At 70.0% G+C, this 12,482-nt stretch carries 9 protein-coding genes and 2 tRNA genes; 6 read left to right on the forward strand and 5 right to left on the reverse strand.

The window, feature by feature from the left end:
• Nucleotides 1-128: 128 nt before the first annotated feature.
• Nucleotides 129-1,226, reverse strand: coding sequence for a hypothetical protein (locus ED92_RS38920; RefSeq protein ID WP_081976079.1), 1,098 nt, complete (start codon nt 1,224-1,226; stop codon nt 129-131).
• Nucleotides 1,227-1,370: 144 nt separating this feature from the next.
• Between ED92_RS38920 and ED92_RS41590 the strand changes: the two genes are divergently transcribed.
• Nucleotides 1,371-2,690 (forward strand): serine/threonine-protein kinase, encoded by a 1,320-nt coding sequence (locus ED92_RS41590; RefSeq protein WP_052121256.1) that lies wholly within the window; start codon nt 1,371-1,373, stop codon nt 2,688-2,690.
• Nucleotides 2,691-2,738: 48 nt separating this feature from the next.
• On the forward strand, nt 2,739-3,125 hold the full coding sequence (locus ED92_RS38930; protein ID WP_037347603.1) for a hypothetical protein: 387 nt from the start codon (nt 2,739-2,741) through the stop codon (nt 3,123-3,125).
• Here the strand turns inward: ED92_RS38930 and ED92_RS43100 are convergent.
• Together ED92_RS43100 and ED92_RS38935 are read right to left on the reverse strand one after the other, a co-directional pair.
• The gene (locus tag ED92_RS43100; protein WP_162836917.1) at nt 3,118-3,291 is read right to left on the reverse strand and encodes a hypothetical protein; all 174 of its coding nucleotides are present in this window, start codon (nt 3,289-3,291) and stop codon (nt 3,118-3,120) included. The two genes, ED92_RS38930 and ED92_RS43100, sit on opposite strands and share 8 nt — an antisense overlap.
• 59 nt (nt 3,292-3,350) lie before the next feature.
• Nucleotides 3,351-3,893 (reverse strand): type 1 glutamine amidotransferase domain-containing protein, encoded by a 543-nt coding sequence (locus ED92_RS38935; protein WP_037347604.1) that lies wholly within the window; start codon nt 3,891-3,893, stop codon nt 3,351-3,353.
• Between the two features lie 97 nt (nt 3,894-3,990).
• Here ED92_RS38935 and ED92_RS38940 point away from each other — a divergent pair, with 97 nt between their 5' ends.
• Nucleotides 3,991-4,998 carry a DNA topoisomerase IB gene (locus tag ED92_RS38940; protein ID WP_037347827.1) on the forward strand — a complete coding sequence of 336 codons (1,008 nt, stop codon included), beginning with the start codon at nt 3,991-3,993 and terminating at the stop codon, nt 4,996-4,998.
• Here ED92_RS38940 and ED92_RS38945 read toward each other — a convergent pair.
• Nucleotides 4,981-6,558 (reverse strand): SpoIIE family protein phosphatase, encoded by a 1,578-nt coding sequence (locus tag ED92_RS38945; RefSeq protein ID WP_037347606.1) that lies wholly within the window; start codon nt 6,556-6,558, stop codon nt 4,981-4,983. The genes ED92_RS38940 and ED92_RS38945 overlap by 18 nt on opposite strands.
• 130 nt (nt 6,559-6,688) lie before the next feature.
• Between ED92_RS38945 and ED92_RS38950 the strand changes: the two genes are divergently transcribed.
• Nucleotides 6,689-11,368: a HAMP domain-containing protein gene (locus ED92_RS38950; protein WP_052121258.1), complete on the forward strand. Its 4,680-nt coding sequence runs from the start codon at nt 6,689-6,691 to the stop codon at nt 11,366-11,368.
• A gap of 209 nt (nt 11,369-11,577) precedes the next feature.
• On the opposite strand, the gene ED92_RS38955 is transcribed toward ED92_RS38950, so the two are convergent.
• A tRNA-Gly gene (locus ED92_RS38955) sits at nt 11,578-11,651 on the reverse strand.
• An 84-nt stretch (nt 11,652-11,735) separates the two neighbouring features.
• On the opposite strand from ED92_RS38955, the gene ED92_RS38960 reads away from it, so the two are divergent.
• Both ED92_RS38960 and ED92_RS38965 read left to right on the forward strand, forming a co-directional pair.
• Nucleotides 11,736-11,809 (forward strand) — tRNA-Pro (locus ED92_RS38960).
• Between the two features lie 176 nt (nt 11,810-11,985).
• Nucleotides 11,986-12,426 (forward strand): GNAT family N-acetyltransferase, encoded by a 441-nt coding sequence (locus tag ED92_RS38965; protein WP_037347831.1) that lies wholly within the window; start codon nt 11,986-11,988, stop codon nt 12,424-12,426.
• Nucleotides 12,427-12,482 lie beyond the last annotated feature (56 nt).

Genomic DNA, 12,482 nt, shown 5'->3' on the forward strand with positions numbered 1-12,482 from the left:
ACCCTTCAGCCGCGCACAGGCCACGCGAACGCGCCCGCGGCTCCCTCGACATCGACGGACCGTACACAGATTACGACATGGCGTGCACCCCCGTGAACCTCCCCAAGGGCCTTGGCCACCTGCGACGATCACCCGAAGCCGAGTTCGCGCCAGGTGCGTCCGCCGTCGGTGGTGCGGTACACGGCGGACCCGCCATCGGCGTCCGGCAGGCCGTCCACGACCACACCGACCCGTTCGTCCGGGAAGTCCAGATCGTTGAGACAGACCCCGCGGCCGCTGAGCACGGTCGTCGTCCAGGTCGTCCCGCCGTCGGCGGTGCTGTGCAGGAAGCCGGTGCCGCCGCCTTCCGCCGCGACGGTCGCCGCCGTGGGCGAAGCGGCGCTGAAACTCTGGTTGATGCCGAGGGTCGGCGCCTGCGCCGTCCCGGTGAAGTGCCCGCCGAGTTTCGGCGCGCGCCACAGCCGCCGGACGGTCGCGCCCGGCTGCGGTGTCCCCGGTCCCCCGCTGCACAACGCGAGCACCTGTCCCCGCCGTACTCCGCTCAGCGAAGCCGAACTGTCCGCCGGGCAGGGCGGCGGCGCGGTCGCGAAGGTCAAGCCGTCCGAAGACGTCCAGTACTTCTGGACGCGGTAGTCCGCCCCCATCGACACCTGGACCCCGCCGCTCGTGGCGATGTCGCCGTAGGTCGTGGAGCCGGTGACGGTGAATCCCGGGACCGGCAGGAGAAGCCGCGTGCCGGAGATCCCGGCGTACAGCGTCGTCGTCGACGGACTGCCGAAACCGGTGACCATCGCGAACACCCGAGGGCCCACTTCGGTGATCTTCGAAATATAGAAGGGTTCCCGGACCCCGGCGAGCCTGACCGCGGACCATTTACCGCCACCGTCGTGGCTGGCGAGCAGCCGGGTGCCGTCGGAAAGGAAGACGTCGCGCTCGTCGATCACCGTGAGCTTGACCTGATTGTGGTTGTCCGGCAACGAGATCGGCGGTTCGCCCACGCGCCGCCACCGCTTCCCGCCGTCGGTCGTCGACAGCAGGGACGCGCACCATCCCGGTTTCCCGCACGGCGAGAACCCGAGGACGAATCCGCGCGACGGCCCGGTCCAGCTCGTCGACGCGGGCGCGAAACCCCGGGGCACCAGCGGATCGGCGACGGCGGGCGGGGTGAAGACGGCCAGGGCGGTCAGTGCGGCGGCGGCGAGCGCGGCCCACCGGTTCGGCTTCATGACCACGAGACGTACGGCCCCCGCCGGGGTTGCCCGCCGTTCGGGGTGAACCCGCGGATCGTCTCCGGTAGGCTCCCCACCCTTGTTTCGCCCGGGGCCGGACCGGGTATACGGCGTTCGGCCGGTGAGACGGAGGTAGCACCGATGGACGACGCGGGTTCGCGTGCTGGCGGTGACAACGAGGAGGAACCCGATGCCGGGACCACTCAACGCCGGTTCAGCCTGAACGTCCACGACCCGGACCATCTCCCGCGCAAACTCGCCGGCCGCTACGAGGTCGGCGAGCTGCTCGGGCGCGGCGCGACCGCACGCGTCTTCCGCGCCCGCGACCTGCTCGAACAGCGCGAAGTGGCGCTGAAGCTGTTCCACGCCGACACGATGACCCGGGACGAGCGCCGCCGTCAGCAGGAGATCCAGACGCTCAGCGCGGTCCGCCACCCCGGGCTCGTCCCGCTGTACGACGCGGGCACCGACGACGGCTACACCTACCTCACGATGCGCCTGGTCGACGGGCCGAATCTGGCCCAGCGGCTGCGCTCCGGACCACTCCCCCAGGACGAGGTCGTCGAGCTGACCGCCCGGCTGGCCGACGCGCTCGCGCACGTCCACGCGCACGGCATCACCCACCGCGACCTCAAACCGGCGAACATCCTGATCGCCGACGACGGCCCGCTGATCGGCGACTTCGGCGTGGCGCACGCCTTCGACGCGACCAGGGTGACCGAGACCGGCGGTGTCGTCGGCACGGCGGCGTACATGGCGCCCGAACAGGTCCGCGGCGAGAACGTCGGCCCGCCCGCCGACGTCTATTCGCTCGGCCTGGTCCTGCTCGAATGCCTGTCCGGGGAACGGGAGTACACCGGGACCCCGGTCGAGGCCGCGGTCGGACGGCTGCACCGGCCGCCGCGGATCCCCGCCGGCCTGTCGGCCACCATGACCACGCTGTTGCGCGGGATGACCGCGCGGAAACCGTCGCAGCGCCCGACGGCCGCGGCGATCTCCCGGATCCTGCTGGAGGATTCCACCGGCACGAAGGTCGCCCATCTCGCGCCCGCCACCCGCAAACGGGCGGCCGTGGTCGCCGCCATCAGCGCGCCCGCCGCCGCGATCACCGTCGGGGTGCTGCTCGCGGTGAACCAGACCCCGGCGGACCAGCCCGGCCGGCCGGGCGGCCTGCTACCTCCCGCGGCGACCGGCTCGTCCGCCCCGGTGGCGGGCCAGGGGCCCCGGTCCTCGGAAGTGGCCGAGGTGGCCACCCGCGGCCCGAAGGCCAGCAACGCCACTGTCGTGGTGACCGAAGACGCGCCCGCCTCCGCGGATCCGCCCGGTGCCACCGAAAGCGTCGACGCCACCTCGACACCCAGGGAAACGACCGCCGCCAGCGAGCGGCAGAGCACCTCGGGCAAGCCGAGCAAGACCCGGCCGAGCCCGCCGACGAAGAGCAAGCCAGGCCCTCCCGGCTGAGCGACCGCCCGGCCGGGTGTCCACAGTGGACGATGATGGGAGACGGCGATGACCTACATCAACGACCCGCGTGAGCCACCGGAAGAGATCGTCGAACAGACGCCCGCCAGGATCCGTGTCGTGCGGATCGTCAACGCCCTCGTCCACGCGATCTGCTGGATCTTCGCGCTGGTGCTGATCGTGCACATCCTGCTGGTGTTCGGCGAAGCCAATCCGGGGAACGGGTTCGCGCAGCTGATCGACCAGTGGTCGCGAGCGGTCTCGCTCGGGCTGCGGAACCTGTTCACCCCGGAAGGGATCAAACCCCGGACGCTGTTCAACGACGGCCTCGCCGCACTGCTGTGGCTGATCATCGGCGGCGTGGTGACCGATCTGGTGTCGCGGATCGGCCTGCCCGGCCCGAAGCGGGTCTGGTACCGGCGACCGCTCAGTTGAGCGAGCCCGGTCTCGCTTCCGGAGCGTCACCGGCCTGGGCCTGCTCGGCCTGGGCGTCGGTGACCTCCGGGGCGGCCTCGGTCTCGGCCGACGGCTGCTCCGGTGCGTGCTCCGTCTCGAAGTGCTCACGGCACCAACGGCCGTAGCGTCTGGCATGCACGGTCATCGCGGCACCTCCTCCTCTGCCCACCACGATCCCCCATCATTGTGACGCGCGCCACTCGTTTATCCGGCGAATCGGGCCACGATCGCGGCGCAGAACGCGGGGAGGTCGCCGGGGTTCCGGCTGGAGATCAGGCCGTTGTCGTCGACCACCTCCTGGTCGACGACGGTGCCGCCGGCGTTGCGGATGTCGGTGCGCACACTCGGATACGACGTGAGCGTGCGGCCGCGGACCACGTCGGCCTCGACCAGCGTCCACGGCCCGTGACAGATCACCCCGACCGGCTTCCCGCTGTTCACGAAGTCGCGCACGAAGCGGACGGCGTTCTCGTCCACGCGCAGGTTGTCCGGATTCATCGTGCCGCCGGGCAGCACGAGCGCGTCGAAGTCGTCGACGGTGACGTCCTTGACGACCCGGTCGACGGTGAACTTGTCCGCCTTGTCGATGTCGCCGTTCATGGCCTGGATCTCGCCGGGTTCCAGCGAGACGAGCTCGGCCGTCGCCCCGGCGTCCGTGACCGCCTTGCGCGGTTCGACCAGTTCGACCTGTTCCACGCCGTCCGCGGCGAGGATGGCCACGCGGCGTCCGTTCAGCGATGTCGTCATCGGTTCCCTCCTGAAGTCGTCTTCGCCCCCGGCTACCCCGCGGCGGCCTCGCCGAACCATGGGCATGAACCGCGATCACCGGGGGTATTCGCCGCGCATGCGATTGCGGCGAGCGGATCTGGGCTCCCCCGGTATCGGGAGGCGGCGAAGAGGCCGGGGTTTCGGCTACCTGACGCCGGACGGCGAACCGTTGAAGGACGAGGAGACGATCGAGCGCATCGAGGCGCTGGCGATCCCGCCCGCGTGGCGGCGCGTGTGGATCTCGCCGCACGAGAACGCCCACATCCAGGCCGTCGGTGTCGACGACGCAGGCCGGAAGCAGTACCTCTACCACGGCGAATGGCGACGGGCCCGCGACGAGGAGAAGCACGAGCGCGTCCTCGCGCTGGCGCGGCGGCTCCCCCGGCTGCGCCGGACCATCCGGGAGGATCTCGCTTCCCGCGGCCTCACCCGCGAACGGGTGCTCGCCGGCGCGCTCCGCATGCTCGACCTCGGCGTGTTCAGGACCGGTGGCGAAAGCTACGCCGACGAGAACGGTACGCACGGGGTGGCGACCCTGCTGTGCGAGCACGTTTCGATCCGGGAGGGCTGCCTTCTTTGCGACTATCCGGCGAAAGGCGGGATCCAGCGGAAGGTCCGGCTGCGGGACGAGGACCTCGTCCGGCTGATCCGCTCACTCAGGCGGGCCCGCGGTGACGAGGTGCGCCTGCTCGCCTACCGAAACGGTCGCGGATGGCAGGAGATCCGGGCCGAAGACCTCAACGAGCGGTTCAAGGAACTCACGGGGGACGACTTCACGGCCAAGGACCTGCGCACCTGGAACGCCACCGTCCTGGCCGCTTCGGCCTTCGCGGAGACCGAAAAGCCTTCCAGCGAAAGAGGTTTGAAGCGGGTCGAGAAGGCGGTGATGACCGAAGTGGCCGAAGGACTGGGCAACACGCCAGCCGTGGCACGACGGTCCTATGTGGACCCGCGCGTGATCACCGCCTACCGCCGGGACCGGACGATCGCGCGTGCGACGCGACGGGCGCGGAAGGTCTCCGATCCCGACGAGGCCCGCGACATCGTGGAGCGGGCGGTGGTGCGGCTACTGAGCGGGTCGTGAGGCCTCGATGGCGAGGACGGCGATGTCGTCGTGCGTCCCGCTGCCGAGCCATTCCCGCACCGCGGTGCGGATCCGGGCGACCACCTCGCGGCCGGACATCCCCCGGCAGCCGGCCAGCAGTTCACGCAGCCGCTCGTCGCCGAACAGGTCCGACGGCCGCTCGTGGTGGCGCGCTTCGGTGATGCCGTCGGTGTAGAGCAGGCAGACGTCGCCCTCGCCCAGCCGGATGGCCGTCTCGGCGAACCGCGCCTGCGGCGAGATCCCGACCAGTGTGCCGGGCAGGGTGATCTCGTCGACGCCGCCACGGCGGCGCACCACCAGCGGCGCGGGATGGCCGCCGGAGGCCAAGGTGACGCCGAGACCGTCTTCGTTAGCCAGCACCGAACCGAGCACCAGCGTGGCGAACCGGCCGCTGCCGCCGGTGATGAGCAGGGAGTTGAGCAGGCTCAGCAACGTGGTGTTGTCGTGCTCGACGAGGTCGAGCGCGGCGAGGGTCTGCCGGACCCGTCCGGTGAGCGCGGCCGCCTCGGCGCCCTTCCCGCAGACGTCGCCGAGGACGAACATCGCGCCGCCGCTTTCGCGCGGCAGGACGTCGTAGAAGTCGCCGCCGACGTCGAGCAGACCGCCCGACGGCTCGTACCAGACGTCGAATTTGACGCCGTGGACGTCCGGCGGCGGTGTCGGGCGCAGGGTGGTCTCCAAGCCGCGGGTCGCCTCTTCCTGGCGGGCGTAGCGATGCGCGTTCGCCAGCGCCGTCCCGGCCGCACGGGCGAATTCGGTCACCGCGCGCGGGTGGTCCTCGCCGAACGCGGGCGCGCCGCGCCTGCCGAGCACCACCGCCCCGGTGACCCCGGCGCCGCCGTCGAAGCCGAGTGAGACCACGGTCACGGACGGATGGACGGCGAGCCGTTCCGCGACGATCGCGGGCAGCGTCGCGATCTCCTCCTCCGGCACCGCTTTGGCTTCGAGTTCCTCGGTGGAGGCGAAGGTGCCGGCGAGCACCGGCGCGAGCTGGACCGGGACCCGGCGGATCCGGCCGTGCCCGTGGTTGGTGCGGTGATCGCAGCTCCACCATTCCCACCGGCCCCGCGTGGTCGGCAGCAGCACGAACACGCAGTCGGCGAGCTCGGCGGCGGCGACCTCGGCGATCACCTTCGCCGTCCCGTGCCGTCCTCGCGCGGAGGCGAGCCTGGGGCCCGAAGCGGCGAGGAATCCGTCCACGCGCGGGCCGTCGGCCGCGACCGCGGAGGTCACCGTCCACGCGTGCCAGCCGCCGGGCAGCGTCCGGATCCGGGCCGGGAACCGGCGGCCGGTGTGCTCGACATGCCCGACGTCGGGGCCTTCGGCGGTCAGTATCGGGCGGCCGCCGCCGAACAGCTCGCGGGCGGCGGGGTTCGACCAGCGCAACGCGCCGCCGACGTCCTGCACGAGCACCGCGTCACGGACGTCTTCCAGCAGCTCACGCCAGAACCGCCCGGATTCGGGCAGCGCGCCCTCGCTGGTCGCCGTCGACGACTCCGAGGGGAGCGACGTCGAGGCCGGGGCCGGCCGTGACACCATTCCCGGACCTCCTCCTGCCTGGCGGGTAGCGCAGTGTGAGCGGGCGGACTGGCTCGAAGTGTAGGTCGAATCATGGCACGCTGATGCGACGACCATGGCTTGGCATGCGTGGTGGAGAGGGTCGACACAGATGACACAGCACTCCCAAAGGGACCGGCTCCCCGTGGAAGGTGGTGGCGGCCAGGTGGACGAAGCGACCCTGGAACGCCTGCTCGCGGCGGCTCGTGACCTCGGGGACGGCAACTTCCGGCGGCGGCTGGTGGCGCACGGCGACGGGCTCGCGGCCCAGCTCGCGGGCGCCTTCAACGACATCGCCGAACGGAACCAGCGACTGGTGACCGAACTCCTGCGCGTCCGCGAGGCGGTCGGCAAGGAAGGCAGGCTGACCGAGCGCGTCGCGGCCGAGATCGGTCCCGGCGGCTGGGCGACCGCGGTCGACGTCGTCAACGGGCTGATCGAAGACGTGAGCAGGCCCACGGCCGAGCTCAACCGCGTCCTCGGCGCGGTCGCCGAGGGCGATCTGTCCGAGCCGATGCCCCTGGAGGTCGGCGGACGGCCGCTGCAGGGTCAGTTCGCCGAAGTCGCGAAGACGGTCAACGGCCTGATCAAGCAGCTTTCGCGGTTCGCGACCGAGGTCACCAGAGTGGCCCGCGAGATCGCCACCGAAGGACGGCTCGGCGGTCAGGCCGAGGTGCCGGGGGTGGCGGGCACCTGGCGTGATCTCACCGACAACGTCAACGTGATGGCCAGCAACCTGACCGACCAGGTCCGCAACATCGCCCAGGTGACCACCGCGGTGGCGCGGGGCGACCTGACCCAGAAGATCAACGTCGACGCGCGCGGCGAGATCCTGGAGCTCAAGAACACCGTCAACATCATGGTCGACCAGCTCTCGGCGTTCGCCGACGAAGTGACCCGGGTGTCGCGCGAGGTCGGTAGCGAAGGCCGTCTCGGTGGTCAGGCGCAGGTCCCCGGTGCGGCCGGCACGTGGCGCGACCTCACCGACTCGGTGAACCTGATGGCGGACAACCTGACCGACCAGGTCCGCAACATCGCCCAGGTGGCCACGGCGGTGGCGAAGGGCGACCTCTCGCAGAAGATCAACGTCGACGCCAAGGGCGAGATCCTCGAACTCAAGAACACTCTGAACACGATGGTCGACCAGCTCTCGTCGTTCGCCGACGAAGTCACGCGCGTCGCGCGCGAGGTCGGCAGCGAAGGCCGGCTCGGCGGCCAGGCGCAGGTGCCCGGGGTCGCCGGGACGTGGCGCGGGCTCACCGACTCGGTGAACCAGATGGCGGACAACCTGACCGACCAGGTCCGCAACATCGCCCAGGTCACCACCGCCGTCGCGAAGGGCGACCTGACGCAGAAGATCACGGTCGACGCGCGCGGCGAGATCCTCGAACTCAAGACGACCGTCAACACCATGGTCGACCAGCTGTCGTCGTTCGCCGACGAAGTCACGCGAGTCGCGCGTGAGGTCGGCACGGCAGGCCAGCTGGGCGGCCAGGCGCAGGTGCCGGGCGTCGCCGGGACGTGGCGCGACCTCACCGGGTCGGTCAACTTCATGGCGAACAACCTCACCGCGCAGGTCCGCAACATCGCCCAGGTGGCCACGGCGGTGGCGAAGGGCGACCTCTCGCAGAAGATCGCCGTCGACGCCAAGGGCGAGATCCTCGAACTCAAGAACACCCTGAACACGATGGTCGACCAGCTCTCGTCGTTCGCCGACGAAGTCACGCGAGTGGCCCGCGAGGTCGGCAGCGACGGGCGGCTCGGCGGTCAGGCGCAGGTGCCGGGCGTGGCCGGGACGTGGAAGGACCTGACCGACAACGTCAACTTCATGGCGAAGAACCTGACCGACCAGGTCCGGAACATCGCCCAGGTCACCACCGCCGTCGCGAAGGGCGACCTGACGCAGAAGATCATCGTCGACGCGCGCGGCGAGATCCTGGAGCTCAAGAACACCGTCAACATCATGGTCGACCAGCTGTCGGCGTTCGCCGACGAGGTCACCCGGGTGTCGCGCGAGGTCGGTACCGAAGGCAAGCTCGGCGGCCAGGCGCAGGTGCGCGGCGTCGCCGGGACGTGGAAGGACCTCACCGACAACGTCAACGTCATGGCCACCAACCTCACCGACCAGGTGCGGAGCATCGCGACGGTGACCACCGCGGTGGCGAACGGCGACCTGTCGAAGAAGATCTCGATCGACGCGCAGGGCGAGGTCGCCGTCCTCGCCGAGACGATCAACAGCATGGTCGAGACGCTGCGCGCGTTCGCCGACGAGGTCACCCGCGTCGCCCGCGAGGTCGGCACGGAAGGCATCCTCGGCGGCCAGGCCCGCGTGCCGAACGTGGCGGGCACGTGGAAGGCGTTGACGGACAACGTGAACGTCATGGCCGACAACCTGACCGGCCAGGTCCGCAGCATCGCGACGGTGACCACGGCGGTGGCGCAGGGCGATCTGTCGAAGAAGATCGACATCGACGCGCGCGGCGAGATCCTCGAACTCAAGACGACCATCAACACGATGGTCGACCAGCTCTCGGCCTTCGCCTCCGAAGTCACCCGAGTCGCCCGCGAAGTGGGCACGGACGGCACGCTCGGCGGCCAGGCGGAGGTGCCCGGCGTCGCGGGCACGTGGTCGCGGCTGACCGAAAGCGTCAACCAGCTGGCCGGGAACCTGACCACCCAGGTGCGCGCGATCGCGCAGGTGGCCACCGCGGTGACCGCCGGCGATCTGACCCGGCACATCACCGTCGACGCGTCCGGGGAGGTGGCCGAACTCAAGGACAACATCAACCAGATGATCGCGAACCTGAAGGAGACCACCCGGGCGAACCGCGAGCAGGACTGGCTCAAGACCAACCTCGCGCGGCTGTCCGCGCTCATGCAGGGGCACCGCGACCTCGCGTCGGTGGCGACGCTGATCCTGTCCGAGCTGACGCCGCTGGTGTCCGCGCAGCAGGGCGCGTTCTTCCTGGCCCGCGAAGACGAGCAGGAAGAGGTGGTCCTGGAGAGCATCGCCACCTACGGGCTGGCGAAATCCCAGAACGGGCTGCGGTTCTCCCCCGGCGAATCGCTCATCGGGCAGGCCGCCGTCGACCGGCGCACGATACTGGTCCACGAAGCGCCGCCGGAGTACGCGCTCATCTCGTCGGGACTGGGTTCGGCCGCGCCGGTCAACGTGATCGTGCTGCCGGTGCTGTTCCAGGGCGAGGTGCTCGGGGTGCTGGAACTGGCGACCATCAACGCCTTCAGCACCGTGCACATCGACCTGCTGGAACAGCTGAAGGAGACCATCGCGGTCAACGTCAGCACCATCCAGTCCAACTCGCGCACCGAAGCGCTGCTGACCGAATCCCAGCGCCTGGCACAGGAACTGCGCGCGCGGTCCGAGCAGTTGCAGGCGCAGCAACGGGAACTGCGGCGGTCCAACACGGATCTGGCGGAGAAGGCGGCACTGCTGGCGCAGCAGAACCGCGACATCGAGGTCAAGAACAGCGAGATCGAGCAGGCGCGGCAGGAGCTCGAAGAACGTGCCGGGCAGCTGACCATGGCGTCGCAGTACAAGTCCGAGTTCATGGCGAACATGTCGCACGAACTGCGGACCCCGCTCAACAGCGCGCTGATCCTCGCGAAACTGCTCTCGGAGAACCCGGACGGGAACCTGTCGGAGAAGCAGGTCCAGTTCGCGCGGACGATCTACTCGGCGGGCAGCGACCTGCAGCAGCTGATCAACGACATCCTCGACATGGCCAAGGTCGAGGCCGGCCACCTGGACCTGCAGATGTCCGACGTCACGCTGCCCGAACTGGTCGAGTACGTCGAATCGATCTGCCGTCCGCTCACCTCGGACAAGGGCCTGGAGTTCGCCGTCCTCATCGACCCGCCGGTGCCGTCGTCGATCCACACCGACGAACACCGCGTACAGCAGGTGCTGCGGAACCTGCTGTCCAACGCGGCGAAGTTCACCGACGAGGGCGGCGTGCGCCTGCACATCCGGATGGCCGACCCGGGCGAGGTCGAAGCCGACTCGCTCCGCAACGCCCCCGGCGTCCTCGCGTTCGCCGTGGAGGACACCGGGATCGGCATCGCGCCGGACAAACTCGCGATCATCTTCGACGCGTTCCGCCAGGCCGACGGCACCACGAGCCGCAAGTACGGCGGCACCGGGCTGGGCTTGTCGATCAGCCAGCAGCTGACGGAACTGCTCGGCGGCGAACTGCGGGTCCGCAGCGAGCCCGGCAAGGGCAGCACGTTCACCCTGTACCTGCCGGTGAGCGCGGCGAACCTGGTGGTCCCGACCTCCGCCGCGGCGAGTGGTGTCCCGCTGATCATGGCCGTACCGCAGGTGATCCCGGTGACGCCGTCGCAGCGGTTCCACGGCGAGAAGATCCTGATCGTCGACGACGACCTGCGCAACGTCTTCGCGCTGGCCGCCGTGCTGGAACGCAACGGCCTGGAGGTCATCTACGCCGAGACCGGTGTCGCGGGCATCCGGGCGCTGGAGCGGCACGAGGACACCGCGCTCGTCCTGATGGACGTGATGATGCCCGAACTGGACGGCAACGCCACGATCACCGCGATCCGCGCCGAGGCCGCGCACGAAGACCTGCCCGTGATCGCCGTCACCGCGAAGGCGACCGCGGAGGACAAGGCGCGGACGCTCGCTTCGGGCGCCGACGACTACGTCACCAAGCCGGTCGACACAGACAAGCTGCTGGACCTGATCGCGGCCCATCTGGAGGCGGATGCCGCCTCCAGCGGCCTCTCGCAAGCCGTGGCACCCGCCGAGTCGGACTGAGGCGTTGGTCGGGTTGGTCGTGAGTGGCGTTTCGGGTTAGAGCCCGAAACGCCACTCACGACCACCTGGACCCCTGCTGGCGCGTGTCCTGAAGGCCCCCTTTGAGACGTTGGATGTCTCAAAGGGGGGCCTTCAGGACACGCGGACTTCCGCCCCCGGACGCGAAAGAACCCGCAGGCCAGACGCCTGCGGGTTCTGATGTGGAGCTGTGGAGCGGGTGACGGGAATCGAACCCGCGTAGCTAGTTTGGAAGACTAGGGCTCTACCATTGAGCTACACCCGCGTGCCCCCGGAGTACCGGGTGCGAAAACAGCTTAGCGTGACCCGCTAGGCTGTGCGCACACCCCCCGGGAGATCGGGGAAGTCACGGGATGTGGCGCAGCTTGGTAGCGCATCCGCTTTGGGAGCGGAGGGTCGCAGGTTCAAATCCTGTCATCCCGACTCTAGGTCTTCGACCTGCGGCTTCACCGGCGTTTCGGCTTGAACTCGCCGGTTCGAGGGTGGGTGCCGCGCTCAGCGACCCTCCGCCTTGACGGTTTCACTGCCGCCCGGGTCCGGTAGTCGATGACCCGAGATCCACACACCCCTCACTCCGGGTCAGCGGCATGATGGCGATCATGGAGATCCGCCACGCCCGCGCCACCGACGCCCCAGCCGTGACCACCCTCCTAGCCGAGCTCGGCTACCCCGACAACACCGAGACCGACGTACGCGGCCGGCTCGAACGCTGGGCCCGTCATCCCGAAGGCGCCGCGTTCGTCGCCGAGTCCGACGGCACCGTGGCCGGGGTCATCGCGGTGGTCGCGATCCCGCTTCTCGAGCGGGAAGGCGCCGTGGGACGGATCGTGGCCCTGGTGGTGGACGAGACCCGACGCGGCACCGGCGTCGGCCGCGCACTGATCACCGCCGCCGAAGAGCAGGCGCTGCGGTGGGGCTGCGGCGCGATGGAGGTCAGCAGTTCCCGCCGCCGGACCGGCGCGCACGCCTTCTACCGGGCGCGGGGGTACGAGGACCGGTGCGAACGCAGCGCCAAGTTCTTCCGCGAACTGACCACCTGACCAGCTCCCGGATGGTGAGAGCCCTAGGCCCACCGCCACCCGCTTGCGAACATCGG

The sequence above is a fragment of the Amycolatopsis sp. MJM2582 genome, assembly GCF_000754115.1.
Lineage (GTDB): Bacteria > Actinomycetota > Actinomycetes > Mycobacteriales > Pseudonocardiaceae > Amycolatopsis > Amycolatopsis japonica.